Here is a 19,502-nt window from a genome sequence, read left to right on the forward strand (position 1 = left end):
CAAATGCGGGACCATTTGGGGCTCAGGTCAGTCCATAGGTAGACGAAGCTCAGTTACTCGTTTGTAAACTTATCTGCAGACTGGCAATTTAATACTTCCAATAACCATTACACATTACGTCGAATATAGCGAAGCCGAGCAGAGGTTTTTTTTTACTTCACTATAACGCTGCACCAGTGTGCAACTCTTCCATGTATTCGATTTCTCAATTCCCGCGATAGCTGCTCGAGGGTGGCTTTGGCCACCTTTCCGCCGGGCTTAAACATGGTTTTGCAGAGCGGCAAAAAACTCCCGGTGCGATTGATACACCGCCAGAAAGTCTCCAGATGGCAAGTATGTAACCGCAGGCAGTCCCAGACGCGCCGCTTCACTTTCAACGCCTTGCTTCCAGGTTGCAGTGGTCTCACTGCCAGACATCACAAGAGCCGGCACCCCTTCAAAATAGCGATCTGTCAAAGACGGGTCTGTCGCCACCGATGACGCGATTTCCGCATGGAACGTGTGGACATCCAGACGAGCAAGAAGGTTTTCAATTGCCTCGGAAACAAGCTGTGGATTTTCGCGTAGGAAAGAGATGTCTCCCTGACTTTTTGCCAGAGCTGTTTCGTGGACCCAAGTACGACCGAAAATGCCCCATGAGCTTTTGAGCGCCATCAGGGACAATCTTGCGCCAGCTACGCTTTGCAAGGTTTGCTGAATAGCCTTGCCATACCAATCTGGCTGGAACTGAGCGATCTGATCGTAATTGAAACAGCAATTGACGAAGATAGAGTTCCTGATTGCCAAATCCTGCTTCTTGGCAAGTTTATAGCCAATGGGACAGCTGGTGCCTGACATCACGATGATGGCGTCTTTGAAGCCTTTCGTGAGAAGAAAATCTGCAATCAGGTCCGCCTGCTCCTTCATGTCGGGAAGGATCGGATTTTTGCCAAAACCTGGACGACGCACAGCGATGACCTGAAAACCAGAGGCTTCTGCCTGCTCGCAGAAATCATGAGGCGGCCACCCGGGATACTCCAGGGAATGGATCATCACGAGCGGCTGAGGCCCATCTCCGCCACACACCATATATTCGAGCGAATATTTGCCCGCCTTATAAACCTTATAGGCACGCCCCAAGGCACAACGCATGTCACTTGCCTGCATATTTGCACCGAGCAATTCTCCCGGCTAAATTCCGGAAGTTTTTCATGATTGGCTTCAGGTGATCCATCAGCAGATACCCTTAACAAAGAAACCTGCATCAAATCTTTCAAAAATGAGGCGGATATACATTTTTAAAGAAGCCGAGGGCCATCACCCTTATGATGCGGCCCCCAGACAGACAGATACCAAAAGGCGAGCCTTCCAGCTCTATAGCGGAATATTGTCGTGCTTCTTCCAGGGATTTTCCAGCTGTTTGGTCCGAAGGGTACGCAGCGCCTTGGCAATGCGGCGGCGCGTCGAGTGCGGCATGATGATATCGTCGATATAGCCCTTGCGCGCGGCAACATAGGGGTTTGCGAAATTATCCTCATACATCTTGGTGTGCGCGGCGATCTTCTCGTCATCGCCAATATCCTTGCGGAAGATAATCTCGACAGCCCCTTTCGCGCCCATTACGGCGATCTCTGCTGTCGGCCAGGCATAGTTCACATCTCCGCGCAAATGCTTGGAGCTCATCACGTCATATGCGCCGCCATAGGCTTTGCGTGTAATGACCGTCACTTTAGGCACAGTCGCTTCAGCATAGGCAAACAACAGTTTTGCGCCGTGCTTGATGAGGCCGCCATATTCCTGCTTCGTGCCCGGCATGAATCCCGGAACATCCACAAAGGTCACGACCGGAATGTTGAAACAGTCGCAGAAACGCACAAAGCGCGCTGCTTTGCGGGAAGCATCAATATCCAAAACACCAGCCAGCGTCATTGGCTGGTTGGCCACAAAGCCGACAGTCGAGCCTTCAATACGTCCGAAACCACAGATGATGTTTGCCCCAAAATTCGGGCTGATTTCGAAGAAGTCACCTTCATCGGCAACCTTCTCGATCAGCTCTTTCATATCGTAAGGCGTATTCGGGTTCGGTGGCACCAGGGTGTCGAGGCTTTCTTCAACCCGCTCCGCAGAATCGTAGACTATACGGGCCGGGGGATCCTCTCGATTGGAGCCCGGCAAGAAGTCGATCAAACGGCGCATCTGAACCAGCGCTTCAATGTCGTTCTCGAAGGCGCCGTCTACAACACCGGATTTCGCCGCGTGAACGCGGGCACCGCCAAGGTCTTCGTGTGAGACGTCTTCATTGGTCACCGTTTTCACAACATCCGGACCAGTCACATACATATATGATGTATCCTTCACCATGAAGATGAAGTCCGTCAGCGCGGGCGAGTAAACGTCGCCGCCAGCGCAGGGACCCATGATCACAGATATCTGCGGGATCACGCCGGAGGAGAGAACATTCTCCATGAAGATGTCTGCATAGCCTGCTAGCGAATCTACCCCCTCCTGAATGCGCGCACCACCAGCATCAAAGATGCCAATCACCGGAGCTCCATTGCGTGCGGCGGCCTGCTGCACCTTCACGATCTTCGCAGCGTGTGCCTTTGAAAGAGATCCGCCGAAAACGGTGAAGTCCTTGGAGAAGACATAGACGAGGCGGCCATTGACCATGCCCTGCCCCGTGACAACGCCGTCGCCAGGAATTTTCTGCTCTTCCATGCCGAAATCGGAGCATTGATGCTCCACAAACATGTCGTACTCTTCGAAGCTGCCTTCATCCAGAAGAACGCCTATCCGCTCCCGAGCTGTTAGCTTGCCCTTGGCGTGCTGTCTCTCGATCCTTGCTTCCCCGCCACCCAAGCGGGCCTTTTCGCGTTTTGCTTCCAGCGCTTCGATTACGTCCTTCATGGGCCTCTCCCAGCCGTCTGTTAGTCTTTGTTTCAGACGTGCTTATACTGCGAAACAGCAAACGCAAGTGCATCGTTAGGCCTTTTCAAACAACAGTGCCCCAAGTGTAAAACCTGAGTCACCGCGTTGAAGCCGCGATTCTGGCTGGCTTGTTCCAGGAGTGACGCAAGGGCATATGCCCTAATATCTGCGCCGATGGTGGCCATCCTTTCCGTCGCGATAGCCCCGATCATATCCGCGACCGTGGCCGTATCGTGCCCTCTCCGGAATACCTTCAAGTTGGGTGACATGCCCACGACGTACCTCACAGGTCACATCCTTTTCGCGGTCCCTGCGCCGATCTTCGAATTCAACATCATCAAAGCGGATACGGAAACCATAGGGGCCAATCTGACGCACACGGCGATCATCATCAAAGTCAACATCGCGATAGCCAATGCGCCATGCAGCACGATTGATCTCAGCACGGCATGTCTGGATCGCGTCTCGACGCAACTGCCGCTCCTGATGTCGCGTCTGGCCCCACTCATTCAGGCGGTAGCTGCCACGATGGCGACCGCGATGGCCGCGATCCTTGTGATCAATTTGGACCACGAGACCTGTATCAGCGCCAAGATGGGCTTCGATCTGGGCAAGGCTATCCCGAACCGGATCGGCCACTGCCGGGGCGACTGTGAGAGCTGACGCAGCAACAGCAACGGCAGCCACTCGGACTTTAATGATGCGTTTCATCATGCGTGCATCCAAACACGCCACATTGGAACGGGGTCTGACCGGCGTATTCATCGCCGGTTTCACTGCGGTTCATCAGGGATTCAGATTCGCAGAACCGCTTTCAGGAGATCAGTTCAGGCCGGACAGCCAAGTATCCAGCGCCTTGGCTTCCAGGCGGCGGAGGGCCGTCGCGGCCTTTGCCTCATCGTCTTCGCCCCATTGCGCCGCCTGCCAGGCTTCATCAATGCGGGAGATTTCGAAGGCATCTGTCGCAGAAAGCTCTCCTTCGAGAACTGCCAAGGCCAGTACGGCAGAGCCATACAAGCCACAGGCATAGACAAGGCCGGTAAGGGCAAAATCGTCAAGAGACAGAGCGTAGCTCCGCGCAGCCTCCAGCGATGCGTCTGGTTGTGGTGAGGCAATGATGCCCTCTACCGGCACCAGGATCACATCCAAAGCCTGTCCGGCCCAGGCACGTATGGGAGCCCAATGCGCCTCTTCTCGCTCTGCCAGTTCTCCATCATCTTCAGCAATGTGGCAGATCAGGTCTGTCTCGCAATAACGCGCCAACTCGTCTGCCATCTCATACCGCACTTCTGGCGTGCGATCGATCGCGACATTGGCAAGACGCGTCAGATGCATGGACAGGAGATCGATATGCGCTTCCTGCGCATTCCACTCCGCCGCGATGGCCTTGGCCAGCTTTTCAGTCGGCAACTGCAAAGCTGCACGTGCGGGCGTTTTGATCGCGCGTTCGTCCAAATGGACGGTCCAGCCACCCGGCACCTGCTCGGCACGGGCAATCTTGTAGAAGCGCTTGGGCTTTGGAGTTACGTCAGTCATGGCCGCGCATGTACGCTCTGATAGGCGCCTTTCCAAGGGCAGATATGCTGTCCACTTGCCACATCTGAATAGCACTCAGGCGCAACGCCTTTCAGATTTTCATAAGAACATGGCACATTTACTGCTTGAATTGACGACCCTGTCTCGAAACGAAAAGAGCTTGCTCCATGCGGACTATATATACCCCAATCGCCTGCGCACTCTCTGCACTTTCTGTCACAGCATGCGAAAAACCCGGCCCTGCCGTCTATGACACTCCAGACTCATGGCTGCGGGAGTGCGCGTTTGACTATGCCTGCTCGATCGCCGACGCGCCTGACGGTACGAAGGACACACTTCGTTTCGAGCATCGCAAGGAAGACATGGATGGTACGCGCCCGACCAAGAGCGCAGAGTTGATGTCTGCCTGGTATGACCGCGTGCCTGGCTATAAACAAAACCGACAGGACTGGGTTGGATTTCGCTTCTATCTGGATGAGACAGAAGAAAGCGATGAAGGCCGTCGCCTGATGATTGCTCAAACCCATGGACAGCCTGACTTTGCCAAGGGCGAGAGCTGGCGCCACCCTCCTGTGGCAATCACGGTTGAGGACGGACAATTTGTTTTGCTGATTGTCGGCGACAACAAGGTCATCACACCCGGAGAATCCGAACGCTCCACCTATACCAATCCTGGCATGACGATCCCACTGGCCCCTGCCGAACGTGGAAAGTGGCATAATCTGGTTATCCACGATGTCTACAACACAAAAGGCGAGGGAAAAGTGGAAGTCTGGGTAGATGATACTCACACCGTGCAGGACAATATTGTTGTTGGCTACAATGACAAGGAAGGCCCTTATTGGAAGTTCGGTGTCTATGCGATCAGCGGGGAATACGCGCACGAAAACACGGTCGCCTATTTTGACGATGTGAAACTGATGATTGGTCAGGGCTCATTTGAAGACGTTGCCCCTGAAGGCATGTCAAAGCCAAACTAGGGTCGGGCTTTTGGATCAAAGTCCATCAGGCTATTACGCAGCGTACTGAAATCATGGTGCACCTCATGTGCGCCTGCTTCTTTCAGTTCGTGTGCTGTACCAAAGCCCCAGCTAACACCATGGGTATAGACACCTGCAGCGCGGCCCATGGAAATGTCGTGAATGGCATCGCCGATCATGAGGCTCTCGTGCGGCGCAGCGCCAAGAGCGCCCATGGCCTGCTCCACCATATAGGGGTTTGGCTTACCGGGGCCATCATCAGCGCACCATATGGTATCGAAGAAGTGCTCCAGCTTATGAAGTTCAAACAGGCTGGCAATTCCCCGGCGCGTCTTCCCAGTGGCCATGGCGATCAGCCAACCTTCATCCCGCAGGGCTTCAAGCGTTTCCAGCGCGCCATCATAAAGAGGCTGTGAAAAGCCCGGCTGACTTCGTGCCCGCAGCCATGAGTTGCGATAGTCAGTAACGAGCTTCTCAATGTCATCAGCACTGGCATCCGGCGCCAATTGGGCGCACGCCTCATGCAGACTTAAGCCCACAATGCGCCGCGTAGCATCATATTCAGGCGGCGTCAGACCAGACAGGTCAAAGGCTTCCACCATGATATTGTGAATGGTTTCACGACTGTCGACGAGTGTTCCGTCTACGTCCCAGATGGCAAGCCTCAGTCCTGACATTAGACGAATGGCGCCATCGGGTCCTTGCCCGCTTCCTGTTCCAGGAAACCCAACGCTTCAAAGGTCTGCTTCATGTGCGGCGGCAGCGGCGCGACGATCTTGATCGGCTTCGCATTCTGGCGCGGAACGACTAGCGCGCGGGCATGAAGATGCAAGCCAGGCGCAAGGCCTTGCGGCACTTCCCGACGGCACTGGTATTTGAAATCGCCCAGAATGGAGGTCTGCATTTCCAGCATATGGAAACGCAGCTGGTGCATTCGGCCGGTCTCGGGCTTCATGGCAACCCAGGCTGCCTTCTGTCCGGCGGTCGAAACGACAGCATAATCCGTGATCGAATGGCGCGCGCCTTCAACGCCTTGTGCAGAACGGAACATACGCTCGCGATCCGCATCGCGGCGACCGCGCGCCTTGGGATTGATGATGCGGTATCCGCCTTCTTCATTCTCGTCTTCAATGCCCTTCACCATCCAGCAACGGATCTGGCCAAAGGGCGGGTTAGGCACACCAACAGTGACGGCCCAGTAAATCTTGTTCATGTCGCGGCTGCGAAATTTCTCAGCCAGCTGTGCGGCAGCCTTGGGATATTTGGCAAGCAGCAGCACGCCGCTCGTATCCTTGTCGAGCCTGTGCACGAGAACCGGGCGATGCTCTCCATCCCCCAAAGCCGCAAGCATGCCATCAATGTGACGCCCCTGTCCGGAGCCACCCTGCACAGCGATACCCGCAGGCTTGTTGATGGCAATCATCTCATCATCTTCATACAGAATGAGGTCGCGGATAAATTCCCGATCTTCCTGGGAAACCCGGTCAGCCTTTTTCTGCGCTGGACGGGAGGCCTCCGTATCCAGAATGGGTAAGCGTACCTGCTGACCGGCTTGAAGGCGCGTATTCGCCTTGGCGCGGGCCCCATCCACACGGATCTGACCCGTGCGGAGCATTTTTTCGATCTGCCCCTGGGAGACCTGCACGCGCCGCTTCACCCATCGGTCAAGGCGCGTGTCTGCTTCCTTCTCGGAAACCGTTTCGGTAACAATCTGGCCGCTCATGCGAAGACTTTCCGGGCAATCCAGAGCCCAATAAACAATGCCAACAGGCCAAAAATGACCGACAGGACAGCGTAAAGCGCCGCCTTGTTCACATCGCCGCTCCGGATGAAGTTCGCCACTTCCAGCGAGAATGCCGAAAATGTGGTGAAGCCGCCCAGAACGCCTGTGGCCAGAAACAGACGCATCGCTTGGGGCTCACCCTGGCTACGCAGCGCAAGCCAGCCAATCAGCAAGCCCATCAGCATGCTGCCAGCGACATTCACGAAGAATGTACCATGCGGCCAGCCAGCCGGCAGATGGCGCACAGCCAAAAGGCCGACACCATGCCGGAGAGCCGCGCCCAAGGCGCCGCCAGCTGCAACTGCGAAAAATCCGTTCATGGCCGCCTTCTACCGTCAACGGGCACGCTTAGCCAGTGCCGCCATGTCGTTGTTGCAAAAAGGATTGCAGCTTGACTTGAGGGGGTAGAGCATCCGAATGTTAGCGCTAAAATAAGCTAAACTCAAAGGGAGGCATTGATGAATATCCGTATTGCGGCCGGCCTTATAAGCGCCGGTCTGATGCTCAGCGTAGGGCCAGCAATGGCGCAAGCGCGCATCGAAGTGCACACTGACGCACCCACTCACACGATTGCTCCGGAAATCTATGGCCAGTTTCTGGAGCATGTCGGCACCCAACCCTACGGCGGCATCTGGGTAGGCGAAAATAGCGACATCCCCAATACTGACGGTATTCGCAATGATGTTTTTGATGCTCTGAAGGCGCTGGAAGTGCCGGTCTTGCGCTGGCCCGGCGGATGCTTCGCAGATCTCTACCATTGGCGTGACGGGATTGGCCCCCAAGCCGAACGCCCCCTACGCGTGAACATGGTATGGGGTGGAACACCTGAGACGAACGCCTTCGGAACGCACGAATTCTTTGATTTTGCCGAGCGCCTTGGCGCGAAGACCTATCTCAATCTCAACCTAGGCACGGGCACCGCAAAAGAGGCTGCCGACTGGCTGGAATACATCACCGCCGAGACCGGCGACCGCGCAGCAGATCGTGAGGAAAATGGCCGCGCGACGCCTTGGAAGGTCGATTATCTGTCAATCGGCAACGAAACCTGGGGCTGTGGCGGCCATTTCACTGCTGAGACCTATGCCGATCTCTATTCGCAATATGCCAGCTTCGCGAAGACCGCAGGCGATCAACCCGTGCGCATCATTTCCGGCGCGCATGATGGCAATCCGGAATATGCCGACACGATTTTGCAACATCCCTACATTGATGATCTGGCAGAAGGCATCTCCCTCCACGTCTATACCCTGCCAACGGGTGACTGGAGCGAGAAAGGCTCTGCCATCGGCTTCCCGGAAGCAGAGTGGGCCTCTACCATGAAGCGCACATTGCGCATGGCAGACGTGATTGCGGACCAGAAAGCCATCTTTGAAAAGCATGAGCTTCCCGCCGATGAGTTCGGCCTCTACGTCGACGAGTGGGGCATGTGGGTGGACCAGGATGAGGACACCGATCCACCAGCACTCTACCAGCAAGGCAGTATCCGCGATGCAATCGTCGCTGGCCTGAATCTGAACATTTTCCACAAAAATGCCGATGTCGTGAAGATGACGAACATCGCCCAGATGGTGAACGTGTTGCAGGCCATGATCCTGACCGATGGCCCGGAGATGGTACTGACACCAACCTATCATGTCTTCGAAATGTACAAGCCCTTTATGGGCGCCGAGGCGCTGGACCTGGATATTCAGTCACCTGACTACACCTACGGTGATGTCACTGTGCCCGCGATCAGTGTCAGCGCGGCCCGCACAGCACACGGCAAGACAGTCCTGGCTATTGTGAATGCGTCCGCAAAAGACAATCATCTGGTGGATGCGAGTGCCTTCGGTGCCTCCACAGCCACAGGCCGCATCCTGCAGGGCGAAACCATGGATTCGCACAATACCTTCGATGAGCCGAACCGCGTCCATCCTGTGCCCTACCGCACAGAAGGGACTGAAGACGATTTGATCCTGTCCGCTCCTGCACGCTCTGTGATTGTGGTCACACTTGAATAATTTCTTTAGGCATCTGTCACCGCCTTTTCTCTTGCGCGGCGGCAGATTCCATCTCAAATACATCTGCGTAGCGGGTGTAGCTCAATGGTAGAGCAGCAGCTTCCCAAGCTGACGACGAGGGTTCGATTCCCTTCACCCGCTCCAATAAAAACAAAGCATTAGCGCCAATATTTAGAGATAAATTAGGCGAGGTTTACAGGCGGTTTACAGCTCACCACTGGCGAACCGGGTTCGCACGCCCCGCTGACCCTACCTCGCATCGCCCTTTGCGGCGACGTCAGCGCCGTAATTCCCGGGAACCTTCCCCATCTTCCGTCCCTAAGGGATGACCACATCACCGCGCGCCACGGCAGCCTCCAGGGCCATCCAGCGGATCTCGCGTATGATGAGACTGACAGACAGCATCCACACCCCCAAAACAAACAACAGGCCCGCCCGCAACCAGAGCAAGACAGCAAGCCCGTACATGGGCTTAGCTTGGGCAAACGCCCAGAGAGGACACAGAGCACCCGCCACTCTAAAGGCAATCAGGATGTTTCCCCAGATAATCCCGTCTGTTGAGCGCATGCCCCGAAATGGCGCACGCTTTTCTCGCCGCCCCATCCCCTCTTCCCCGACCGTCAGTTGCTTTTCAGATTGTGGATATGGGTGGAACGAATAAGAGCACCACAGTCGATCAGGATGCCATGGTTCAATACCAAAAAGGCCGGCTCTCTATAGAGCCGGCCTGTACTTCCGCGCCAAAAGGGGACGCGGCCTAGAAAAGCGAAACAGCGGGACCTTTCAGGGTGTAAAGATCCTTGCCCAGCGCCATGTCGATATTGAGATAACCTGACTGACCAGTCAGGGAATAGGCAGGCGCTGTGTCTCCAATACCTTTCGCAAGAACATCACCATCCGCTGATACGACGGACCAGCCGACCGGCTCTGCACGGGATTCCGCGAAGACGGCCCTAAGGTCCGTCCGCTGAGACATGTTCACAGGGAGAGGTGCCTCAAGCTGGCCTTCAACACGCGCGAACAGCTGGATCAGGTAAATGCGGCCATTGGCTTTGACCGCCGTAACACCCATATGATCAAAGGCCATACGATTGAGATTAGCGACGTTTGCCGGGTCTGCCATCAAGGCTGCAAAGGCCTCTTCCGCTGTCGCATTTTCATCGACAACAGCCATATTCGCCCCAAACGCACCGATCAGCACGCGCCGGTCAAGCAGGCCGACACGATCCAGATGGCTACGTCCTTCTGGATCATCATGCGCAATGTAATCGCGCACGGCCATATCATAAGCGTGGATAAGCGCCGCCCTGTTCAGAGATGGAAGGTTGGTAAGTTCCTTGATACCGCGCTCGCTTCTCGCCGCGGCCGTCAGGTGCCGAAGTTGGTTCTGCATGTAGGAATCTGCATTAACGCCATTCAGCCCTTCAAGACAGGCATCCGTTTCCTTCTGGAAGGCCGCAGGTTGTGCTGACAAGCCGTCTGTGAGGTCACACGAGGAGTCTGCATAGGCCGTCAGTCCCAGCGCCGCCAGCGCCAGAGCCGAGATTGACATGTATTTGTAATTTATCTGCAACATAACTGTCACAATACTTTATGTGACAGTTTTGCGTCAAGTAACTACAGTTTTATGTACTTGTTTTGTATGATATTTTTAAAAGAAAGAGCTTCTACGCTGTAATCATTCAGGATCCGGCTGACATGCACGCAACCCGACAACAGGAATGATCGTAGACCAACCTCCAACATCCAGTAGTTCGATGCGACCTGAAGAGATTTTTTGTCCCCCCTCGACCGACTCACCCGGTGTTAGACGCAAGGATACAATCTTTTCTCCGGGCATGGCATAATCCATTTCCGTCATAAACTGGCCAAACAGGTCCCCCCGCTGCGCCGCCAAGGTCAGGTCTTCTTGCTTGCCTGCATCCAGCATTGCAATTGCCCGTCCGCTAGCCGCGCGGGAAAAGAATATAAATCGTCGCGGTGTGCCCTGCGTCCAAAGGAATAAACCACACTCACTTGGCTCAAGATTTTGCGGTGGGAGATTACCCGGCTCAAGCACTTCAGGCGCTGGTGCGACAGAAACCTTCTGCTGCGGTGCTGAACTGCATGCCGTCACCACAAGAAAGCAGACGCCAAACAAGGTAGGTTTCCGCTTCATTGATGTGTCTCCTGGCGTTGAACCTGCCCTACATGCACCAATTTGGTTCCCTCTGCCTTAAAACCTGCCAACTTCAAGACTCCACGCAAATCCTCATCCGCGGGTTCAATTTCAAGCCGCACTCCGGAGGAAAGCTTCGCATCCAGAACAATGGTCGCGCCATCATCTGCCTGACCAGACATCCGGGCGGTCAACTCGCCCTGCTCACACGAAAGCGGTCCGGACAGTATGGGCCAATCTCGGTCATATGCCACAGCGGCTAGTCTCGCCAAATCGGTTGTAACTATCCCTGAAGCAAGCTTACATCGCTCACCGTCCATCATCAGGCGCACACTTGAAAGCCTGACTGTACTGCCAAGGTTTGAAAGCGATGGATCAAGTCCCACGAAACGGTCCACATACAGACTGGCCGAAACACCCTGCGCATCAAGAGCCCTTCCTTTAAAGCCTATAAACGCCCGCCCCTGCCCTGCGGGTCCGCTCCAGATGGCCTCATGCCAGGGTGCTGCCTTGAACAATAGAGTCGGCTGCGCTTCCAGATTCACTGCACCAATTGAATGTCCTTTCCAAACCAGGCCCGTAAGTTGCCCATTCCAGACAGATCCCCGCGCCTGCTGCCAGCCAATACCCTGTGATGATAGTCCGGAGTAACGCATGACAAAGGATAGAGGCGCGAAGGCAACCAATCCGGCCAGGATAGAAACTGCAAAGAGCATGATATATAAAGTACGTAGGCGCATCATGATGGCGCCCCGGAAAATTCGAAACTGGCACGAACTGTCCCGGCTTCGGCCGCAAACAGAGCGGCGCGCTCAGGCTCTGCACCATATGTTTTATCTGCATCTGCAAGCCATGCGTATACCAATGTCGGCGGCGCGCTTTCAAACTGCAGGGTCAGGTTGCCATTCTCACCTGTTTGCAAACGGGAGACTTTCAAACCTCTTGAATTGGCAAGCTGCACCAGACCCTTACGCAGCGGCTCCCCATAGACAATGGATGGCACACCTGAAGAGGGACGCAGCATTCGGCGAGAGACGAGTTCTGCGCTCACCACATCAAGCTGCGCCGAGGCACCCTCCAGATCAGCTTTAGCCTGCGCATGGGACGCGCGCAGAGGTGTGATGACGACTAATTGCAAAAGCATGAGCCCGACTAGAACCATGGCCAAAAGAATAAGTATTCGCTCGCGATCGGTTCGCGTTACCCATAGTTCGTTCATGACGGCGCTCCTATGACAAGGTCTCCGACGACGCGGCCATCCTCGAGCCGCGTATCTCCCAGGTCAACATTAAGACCTACGGACTCAATGGCTCTTTTGACGTCGAGGTCTGCACCGAAAGCGGGATAGGTCAATGTCGCCCTAAGCTCGCCAGCCTGGCGATCATATCGCATACTGATGAGGTTAGCCCCTAGCGTTGAGTTGACCGCACCATAGAGGACTGCACTCGTATCAATGAAGGCCGGAATGGCATCCCGCACCCCCGTCCCTTGCGAGGCCCGCAAGGTCGCAGCCGGGTTTGATGGCACAGGACTGTCAGGGTAGGCAGCGGCGTAATTTGCCTTGGCCTGTGCCAGCAAGATTTCGGTCAAATTCTGCATGGAGTGCGTGGAGAGGGCCAGGGACGTCACCCAAACGGCAATCAACGCAGCCGTCATGAGAGCAAGAGGCCTGAACCGCTTTAGCGGCAAAGCGGCCTCACTTGCATGCGCAAAGCGCCCCTGCCGAAGGTCTGTCAGCTTTCCTGTCTGCTCAGCCCATTCAGAGAGTTGCACCAACCCATCAACGCGGCGGGCCTCCAGTTCAACGCCGGCCTGCTTCAGCAGCGCACCGATAACGTCAGAGGGCCATACGGCATCAATGGCCATGGCATGCTCGTCCGTGGCAAAAAGTAGACGGTCGCCAATATCGACAAAAGCGCCTACAGGCACGAGCGACAGATCAGGTACAAGGCGCGCCTTCCCAAACCCCAATGAAGCAACCTGCTCCAGCCAGCGTTCCATCTGATCGTTACTAACCGCATAGACCTGACGGACACCCGTCTGAGTCGGGCCTGATGACACAGCTGCATGAATGCACTCTACGGGCACGGAAAGGTCATCTTCAACCGCAAACGCGGCAAGCCTGGAAAGCTCGGCAGGACGGCGCGCAGCGATCTTCACACTATGCGATGTCACCTCAGTTCCCGGAACAAATACAATCAGTTCACTGCCTGCAGGCGGCGTCTGTCCTGTCGGCAGAAGTTCAACTCCGGACGTGCTGGACCGCGCAAAACGCCAAGTCGATCCAGCAGCAGGAATTTCGGAATAATAAGACTGCTGCATCAACTGGATCTCCTGTATGCGTCCTGGAGAACAAATGAACCATCAGCCATCCGGCCATACAGGGCGGTTATGCGCGTAGCGCCCGCTGGAGATGAAATTACGATATCTGCCTCGACATGATTACTCGCAACGGAGAGCACCTGGTCTGATCGCATTTCGGGGGCGATCTTCATGATGTCCGGCAGAGAGAGGAACTCCCCGACATTCGCCCAGCCACCCTCAGGGCGTGAGGAAATAATTCGCTCCGCTTCCGTGATGGACAATTCACGAGAGAATAAGGCAGGCAAAAGCGGCGCTTGCGAAAGGGTCAGTGTATTGATGTTCAGCAACGTCTCAAACTCAGCCCGCCGTACACAGACAAGACCGTCAAGGCGCGCCATGACTTCAGATGTGTAGCCCTCTACCGCTCGCACCTCTGCGACGGATAGTAATTTCTGCCCACCGGTTCTGTGTGGTATGGCACGTGACCGGTATAGGGGATCTTCGGCTCCGGATGGGCGCGTGCTGGTGTCAGCATCTATCCAGTCGGCGAGACTATCTGTCAATTGGCGTGCCTCATTTCCGTAAATACCAGCTTCCTCGTAAAGCGTCCGCAGGCTTCTCAAAGGCGCTTTCCCACCGCGTCCCGTACCCTCGTCCCCTTCAATGGAGTTTAAGTTGAAGCAATTTGAAGCATCCCTGAGCGAAATTATGATGCTGGCTCGCTCATATGGCAAAGTCACAGGCTCCCTCAGCAAACTGGAATCCGCGGCAAGATTTCCCTGCAAACTCGCAAGCAATTCATTGACAACCTGCTCACCTGCCGCAAGAGCACCCCGCACCGCCCAGAAGCTATCTGCACGATAGCCCGATGTGCGAGACACGGATACAGATCTTGCAAGAGCATCTGTCGCGGCCAACGCTGCCGCAGACATCAGGGTGATGACAAGAAGGACACTCAGCAGGGTGGCGCCACTTTCACGGGAAAGACGAGAAGTCTTCATCCATTGCCCCCTACCAGGAACACCTGGTGCAGCACATCGCCTTCCCCATACACGAACGTAAACTCCACCAGTTCCGGAAGGCTGTCTGCCTGACCTGACCAGTTCAGTTGCCAGCTGTTACCAGCAAAGAAACGCAGACCAATTCTGTCAACGCCATCTACGACAACTCTATCCGCATACAGCGTTTCTCGCACAGGGTCCGGCCTCATCCAGGCGCGACGCAATAACTTACCTTCCTGCATAAAATACTCGACCCTCTGCAAATCTCCTCGAGCATCCGCCTCTGCAGGGTTCAGCCAGCCACTGCGGGTAAAGCTCAACAAGGGCTGCGACAGGGATTGTCCGCCACTGAATGCCTCTGGCGCATCCAGGCCGTTTGGCGCGCGCGTCTCGCGCAGTGTTGCCTCGGCCAGATCGTCCCGAAGCAGACTATGTGCAACATCAAGCGCGCGCACGTCGCGCGTATGGGTCTCAACCATATTCCCTGCGCGTAGGGTCTGTATGAGCAGAGTCGATCCCGCCACCAGCAGGAGCGAACTTACCGCCAAGGCAACCAGCATCTCGATAAGGGTAAACCCGCCGGAACGCTTCATTCTTCCGACTCCTCTGCCTGCCCTTTCACGGTCTTGCGGACCAGAGTCTGCCGTGACACGAGTTGCTGGCCCGTTTGTGCATCGCTGACCAGAACGGTCACCGCGAACAGAGAGTCCCGACCGGTCGAAACGATCGTACGGCTCCAGTCAAACTCCCGCCCACGCTGAACTGCCCGGCCCGCATCAATGCCAGGCACCACGGAATCCGGTCGCACAAGCGTCTTCGCCATGATATTGTCTGCCTCCACTGATGCCAGAAAGCGTTGCGATACATGTCGCGCACCAAGCAGGCTTTCATTGCCAAGATGTGCCAAAGCCATCGCGGCAATACTGAAGACTCCAAGTGCCACCAAAACTTCAACCAGGGTAAAGCCTTGTTGAGACCGAGACGAAATCATCTTAGCTCTCCACCCTGACCGCACCAGAAGCATCTGTGACCAGCACACGTTTCTTAGTCCCATCCTGAATCACAAGCTGCATGCTCGTCACAAAACCGGTCTCGTCCGCAATGATATCTGGCCATACCTTGGCCGGTTTCTGCGCAGCTGGATGCTGCAATTTCAGCTCGACAGGGTTCGGCAATTCATACGCCTCTTGCAGGGCTTGCCAGCGACCGCCACGCCAGACCTCCACGAAATACCCGTCTTCTTCAATACGTAGTCCGCGCACCTCTCCGGAGGCTATTGCCTCATCTGACAGACGCTCAATTATGCCTTCCAGTCGATGAACCTCCCGGTCCAGGCGCGTTTCACGCCGGGGCATGGTCATGACGATCGCCGTACTCGCGAGCGCAAGAATGGCCAATGCTACAAGCACTTCCACCAGAGACATGCCAGAGTTGGAAGAGGATGAGCATAGCATCAGGCTGGCGTATCCCAGTTTCCGATATCGTCCTGCGTGTCCGCCTGACCATCCGGCCCGACCGAATAGACGTCATACGCCCCGCCAGACCGCGTGCCCGGAATGACATATTGATAAGGCTGTCCCCAGGGGTCTGTGCGCATGCGCTTGATGTAGCCACCCGGACGATACTGCGCAGACTGTGCGCCTGTCGGCGCCTGTGTCAGAGCGGCAAGCCCCTGCTCTGTCGACGGATATCCGTACATGTCCAGATTGTACATATCGAGAGCGCTCTCCAGCGCAGCGATATCGGAATGGGCCTTGCCAATGCGGGACTGGTCCGTCGCGGGTGCCACATTAATAACGATCAGTGTGGCAAGCAGCCCCATAATAAACACCACGACCATCAGCTCGACCAAGGAAAAACCTGCTTCCTTCCGGCGTTTCATGTTGCTATCCGTTGACACTGGCTTTCTCATGAGCGCCTCCTCCTTATCCTATGGCAAGTGTATTCAGCTGCAGGATCGGCAACATGATCGAGAGTACGATCAGGCCGACGATCCCTCCGAGAACGATGATGATGAGTGGTTCCAGAAGCGAGAGAAGCGTCGCAGAACCTGTTTCGAACTCATTGTCCAGATAATCCGCCGCGCGTGTCATCATGCCGGGAATGTCACGCCCCGCTTCCCCACTAGAGACCATATGTACCATCATGGGTGGGAACACACCTGTCGACTTGAGCGCCCCGGAAAAGGAGCCGCCCTCCCGGACACGCTCTGCAATGACCTCTGCTGCCTCAACAAAAACCAAATTGCCTGCCGCCCCCTTCGCGCCACTCAGCGCTTCCAGCACAGTAGCACCTGATCCGGAAAGTGTCGCAAAGACTCGCGCAAAGCGGCCCGCACAGACAGTGCGATTCAATTCACCAATAACGGGAAGTCTCAGGCTGAAGCGGTCGAGCATTTGTCGGATGGAAGGCAACTTCATAATACGGATTGCCGCAAATACGATCGTAGCGAAGGCCAGAACAATCGGCAGGCCATTTGCCTGAAGCGTGTTGGATATTCCAATCACCATGCGGGTGATCAGCGGCAAATCCGCATCAAAGAGATCAAACTGTTCCACAAGACGTGGCACGACAAACAGCATCATGGCGATAATCATGCCCAGGGCCATGACACCCAGGACCGCCGGATAGATAAGAGCCGCCTGAACCTTCTGACGCAGCTGATGACTGCGCTCCAGATAAGTGGCCAGCCGCTCCATGACATCCCCAAGATGCCCGGAGAGTTCGCCGGCCGAGATGACCGAGCGCAATAGAACAGGAAAGGCTTTCGGGGCCACATTCATGGCATCCGCCAGACGGGCACCTTCAGTCACTTCAGTCTTCACGGCATGCAGCACGCGCTGAACCTGAGGTGTGCCAGCATCTTCTGCTGCCGCGGCAAGCGCCTGCTCAACCGGCAAGCCAGACTGCAACAGAACGGATAGTTGCCGCACAAGAAGAACGCGCTGTTTCTCACTGATGCGACCCCCGATCAGGCTCGCATGAGCACGCTGCTCGCTCACCGGTGTCACGTCCAACGCCATCAACTCGCGCAGGCGCAGCTCCTTGCGCGCAGACCTGGGACTGTCAGCGGAGATGATCCCTTTTTGCCGTCGTCCCTCACCATCGACAGCCACATATTCAAATGCGGGCATCGCGCACCTCCCTGCGACAGACACGCAGAACCTCGGCAGGGCTGGTCTCGCCGGAAACGACATAGCGACGGGCATTTTCCAGCAACTGGTCATGCTCAGAAAAGGCCGCCTGCTCGATCTTGTCTTCGCTGGCCTCTTCGCCCAGCAGCTGGCGGATCTGCTGGTCGACCACAAGTAACTCATAAATCCCGATACGACCGTCAAACCCGGTATTGCCACAAGAGAAGCAGCCTTGAGGCTCGGCAACCATCATCTCCTGCTGAGGATCGAATCCCAGCCCTTCCAATTCGACAGCCGTTGCCGGGCGTTCTGACTTGCAGGATGGACACAAGCGGCGCACGAGGCGCTGGGCCATCACCGCCCTCAGGGTTGAAGCCAGAAGATAGGCTTCCACACCCATATCGCGCAAACGTGTGATGGCTCCGGCCGCGCTGTTGGTGTGCAGCGTGGAAAGCGCAAGTCGCCCAGTCGATGCAAACTCAAATGCGACTTCCGCTGTTTCAGAGTCCCTGATCTCACCCACCATCACAATGTTCGGGTCCTGTCGCAGGATAGAGCGGAGTGTCGCCGCGAAGGTCAGTCCGACCTTATGATCCATTTGCGTTTGGCTGATGCCGGGCAGACCATACTCAACCGGGTCTTCCAGCGTCATGATATTCTCCCGGCCATTATTGAGGCGGGAAAGGGATGCATACAGTGTTGTTGTCTTGCCTGAGCCAACCGGCCCCGTAACAAGAATAACGCCATTGGGTTGACCGAGAGCATCCGTAAAGCGGACATATGTGTCCGCATCCATGCCCAGTTCTGGCAAACCCACAAGAGCGTTCCTTGTGTCGAGCAGACGCAACACAACACGCTCGCCATAGCGGGTTGGCAGCGTGGCGACACGCACATCGATAGACCGTCCACCCACAGAAAGCGAGATACGCCCATCCTGCGGCAGGCGCTTCTCTGCGATGTCGAGCCTCGACATGACCTTGATACGGGAAACAATCGGGGCTGCCAGTTTCCGGGGCGGTGTAAGTACCTCCACCAGGTCGCCATCGATCCTATAGCGAATGGAGAGGTGGCTCTCAAACGGATCAATGTGAATGTCGGACGCCCGGCGCTTGATTGCTTCATGGATCAAGCCATTGATCAGACGGATAACGGGGGCATCATCCTGACCTTCCAGCAAATCTGCCGCCTTCGGAATATCATCGATCAGGCTCTCCAGCCCTCCCCGGCTTTCCACGGCCGCATCAACATCCCCATCTTCCATGGGGCCTTGCGCGAAAGCCTCCGCCAGAACACGATCATATGTATCCTTGTCCAGAGATTCCAGCGCAAAAACAGAGCCCAGTGCCCGCCTTGCCTCCACAAGGCTGAGAGGATCAGCCCCTTGTCTCACAGCAACAGTCAGCGCGTCCCGCCCAGGCAGGACAACGAGGCCCTTCTCCTTGGCGAAAGCATATGTGAACTGGGAAGGGGCAGCGCGATCCATCATTGCGGCGGGGGGCTCCCCAATACCTGGTTCACGAATTTATCAATCGTGATGCTGCTGTCTGCACCGTTCCAGAGTTCTTCAGCGCGGATGTATTGGTAGGACCGCTCCGTTGCAACACGGGCATCATCCCGGTCACGCACGATAGTCGGCCGAATGAACACCATCAGATTTGTGCGCACCTGTCCCTTGCCTTCAGAGCGGAAGAGGCGGCCC

The 19,502-nt window shown here is 55.9% G+C and carries 22 protein-coding genes, 1 tRNA gene and 1 pseudogene; 3 read left to right on the plus strand and 21 right to left on the minus strand.

Annotation, left to right across the window (positions count from 1 at the left end; all coding sequences use genetic code 11):
• Positions 1-258: 258 nt before the first annotated feature.
• The 4 genes from HY2_RS12205 to HY2_RS12225 all read right to left on the minus strand — a co-directional run bounded on the left by HY2_RS12205 (position 259) and on the right by HY2_RS12225 (position 4,443).
• Positions 259-1,146 carry an alpha/beta fold hydrolase gene (locus tag HY2_RS12205; protein ID WP_034828034.1) on the minus strand — a complete coding sequence of 296 codons (888 nt, stop codon included), beginning with the start codon at positions 1,144-1,146 and terminating at the stop codon, positions 259-261.
• A gap of 207 nt (positions 1,147-1,353) precedes the next feature.
• On the minus strand, positions 1,354-2,886 hold the full coding sequence (locus HY2_RS12210) for an acyl-CoA carboxylase subunit beta (protein ID WP_034828036.1): 1,533 nt from the start codon (positions 2,884-2,886) through the stop codon (positions 1,354-1,356).
• A 180-nt stretch (positions 2,887-3,066) separates the two neighbouring features.
• A complete protein-coding gene (locus HY2_RS17335; protein ID WP_146617175.1) occupies positions 3,067-3,621 on the minus strand; it encodes a hypothetical protein in 555 nt (184 codons plus the stop codon).
• Positions 3,622-3,729: 108 nt separating this feature from the next.
• Complete coding sequence (locus tag HY2_RS12225) at positions 3,730-4,443, minus strand: ATP12 family chaperone protein (RefSeq protein WP_034828041.1); 714 nt, start codon at positions 4,441-4,443, stop codon at positions 3,730-3,732.
• Between the two features lie 167 nt (positions 4,444-4,610).
• On the opposite strand from HY2_RS12225, the gene HY2_RS12230 reads away from it, so the two are divergent.
• The gene (locus HY2_RS12230) at positions 4,611-5,423 is read left to right on the plus strand and encodes a polysaccharide lyase family 20 protein (protein ID WP_034828043.1); all 813 of its coding nucleotides are present in this window, start codon (positions 4,611-4,613) and stop codon (positions 5,421-5,423) included.
• On the opposite strand, the gene HY2_RS12235 is transcribed toward HY2_RS12230, so the two are convergent.
• From HY2_RS12235 to crcB, 3 genes are read right to left on the minus strand one after another with little or no spacing between them, the layout of a single operon-like run.
• Positions 5,420-6,100, minus strand: a complete 681-nt coding sequence (locus tag HY2_RS12235; RefSeq protein ID WP_034828045.1) for an HAD-IA family hydrolase — start codon at positions 6,098-6,100, stop codon at positions 5,420-5,422. The two genes, HY2_RS12230 and HY2_RS12235, sit on opposite strands and share 4 nt — an antisense overlap.
• Positions 6,100-7,146, minus strand: a complete 1,047-nt coding sequence (locus tag HY2_RS12240) for an RluA family pseudouridine synthase (protein WP_034828048.1) — start codon at positions 7,144-7,146, stop codon at positions 6,100-6,102. Before HY2_RS12240 ends, HY2_RS12235 begins: the two co-directional genes overlap by 1 nt.
• Positions 7,143-7,526, minus strand: a complete 384-nt coding sequence (gene crcB, locus HY2_RS12245) for a fluoride efflux transporter CrcB (RefSeq protein ID WP_034828050.1) — start codon at positions 7,524-7,526, stop codon at positions 7,143-7,145. Before crcB ends, HY2_RS12240 begins: the two co-directional genes overlap by 4 nt.
• A 138-nt stretch (positions 7,527-7,664) precedes the next feature.
• Between crcB and HY2_RS12250 the strand changes: the two genes are divergently transcribed.
• Both HY2_RS12250 and HY2_RS12255 read left to right on the plus strand, forming a co-directional pair.
• On the plus strand, positions 7,665-9,206 hold the full coding sequence (locus tag HY2_RS12250; RefSeq protein ID WP_034828054.1) for an alpha-N-arabinofuranosidase: 1,542 nt from the start codon (positions 7,665-7,667) through the stop codon (positions 9,204-9,206).
• A 70-nt stretch (positions 9,207-9,276) separates the two neighbouring features.
• Positions 9,277-9,350 (plus strand) — tRNA-Gly (locus tag HY2_RS12255).
• 174 nt (positions 9,351-9,524) lie between these two features.
• On the opposite strand, the gene HY2_RS17340 is transcribed toward HY2_RS12255, so the two are convergent.
• From HY2_RS17340 to HY2_RS17495, 14 genes and pseudogenes are all read right to left on the minus strand, one after another.
• Positions 9,525-9,674 (minus strand): hypothetical protein, encoded by a 150-nt coding sequence (locus HY2_RS17340; RefSeq protein WP_155836557.1) that lies wholly within the window; start codon positions 9,672-9,674, stop codon positions 9,525-9,527.
• 289 nt (positions 9,675-9,963) lie between these two features.
• Positions 9,964-10,782, minus strand: a complete 819-nt coding sequence (locus HY2_RS12265; protein WP_034828057.1) for a CAP domain-containing protein — start codon at positions 10,780-10,782, stop codon at positions 9,964-9,966.
• Positions 10,783-10,884: 102 nt separating this feature from the next.
• Complete coding sequence (locus HY2_RS17345) at positions 10,885-11,364, minus strand: hypothetical protein (RefSeq protein ID WP_146617176.1); 480 nt, start codon at positions 11,362-11,364, stop codon at positions 10,885-10,887.
• A complete protein-coding gene (gene gspN, locus HY2_RS12275) occupies positions 11,361-12,107 on the minus strand; it encodes a type II secretion system protein N (RefSeq protein WP_034828059.1) in 747 nt (248 codons plus the stop codon). The genes HY2_RS17345 and gspN overlap by 4 nt, the downstream gene beginning before the upstream one ends.
• Positions 12,104-12,583 carry a type II secretion system protein GspM gene (gene gspM / locus HY2_RS12280; RefSeq protein ID WP_081815047.1) on the minus strand — a complete coding sequence of 160 codons (480 nt, stop codon included), beginning with the start codon at positions 12,581-12,583 and terminating at the stop codon, positions 12,104-12,106. Before gspM ends, gspN begins: the two co-directional genes overlap by 4 nt.
• The gene (gspL, locus tag HY2_RS12285; protein WP_034828062.1) at positions 12,580-13,686 is read right to left on the minus strand and encodes a type II secretion system protein GspL; all 1,107 of its coding nucleotides are present in this window, start codon (positions 13,684-13,686) and stop codon (positions 12,580-12,582) included. Before gspL ends, gspM begins: the two co-directional genes overlap by 4 nt.
• Positions 13,686-14,669, minus strand: coding sequence for a type II secretion system minor pseudopilin GspK (gene gspK / locus HY2_RS12290; protein ID WP_034828064.1), 984 nt, complete (start codon positions 14,667-14,669; stop codon positions 13,686-13,688). Before gspK ends, gspL begins: the two co-directional genes overlap by 1 nt.
• Complete coding sequence (gene gspJ, locus HY2_RS12295) at positions 14,666-15,262, minus strand: type II secretion system minor pseudopilin GspJ (protein ID WP_051594988.1); 597 nt, start codon at positions 15,260-15,262, stop codon at positions 14,666-14,668. Before gspJ ends, gspK begins: the two co-directional genes overlap by 4 nt.
• Entirely contained in the window at positions 15,259-15,660 is a 402-nt protein-coding gene (gene gspI, locus HY2_RS12300; RefSeq protein ID WP_051594989.1) for a type II secretion system minor pseudopilin GspI, read from the minus strand. Before gspI ends, gspJ begins: the two co-directional genes overlap by 4 nt.
• Position 15,661: 1 nt before the next feature.
• Positions 15,662-16,123, minus strand: coding sequence for a prepilin-type N-terminal cleavage/methylation domain-containing protein (locus HY2_RS16855; protein WP_051594990.1), 462 nt, complete (start codon positions 16,121-16,123; stop codon positions 15,662-15,664).
• The gene (gspG, locus tag HY2_RS12310; protein WP_034828076.1) at positions 16,123-16,551 is read right to left on the minus strand and encodes a type II secretion system major pseudopilin GspG; all 429 of its coding nucleotides are present in this window, start codon (positions 16,549-16,551) and stop codon (positions 16,123-16,125) included. The genes HY2_RS16855 and gspG overlap by 1 nt, the downstream gene beginning before the upstream one ends.
• 43 nt (positions 16,552-16,594) lie before the next feature.
• Complete coding sequence (gene gspF, locus HY2_RS12315) at positions 16,595-17,803, minus strand: type II secretion system inner membrane protein GspF (RefSeq protein ID WP_034828065.1); 1,209 nt, start codon at positions 17,801-17,803, stop codon at positions 16,595-16,597.
• On the minus strand, positions 17,790-19,289 hold the full coding sequence (locus HY2_RS12320; RefSeq protein ID WP_081815050.1) for a GspE/PulE family protein: 1,500 nt from the start codon (positions 19,287-19,289) through the stop codon (positions 17,790-17,792). Before HY2_RS12320 ends, gspF begins: the two co-directional genes overlap by 14 nt.
• Positions 19,286-19,502, minus strand: a pseudogene (locus HY2_RS17495) (type II secretion system secretin GspD); the annotation flags it as partial. The gene HY2_RS12320 and the pseudogene HY2_RS17495, both read right to left, overlap by 4 nt.

Origin of the sequence: Hyphomonas pacifica (genome assembly GCF_000682675.1) — a bacterium.
Lineage (GTDB): Bacteria > Pseudomonadota > Alphaproteobacteria > Caulobacterales > Hyphomonadaceae > Hyphomonas > Hyphomonas pacifica.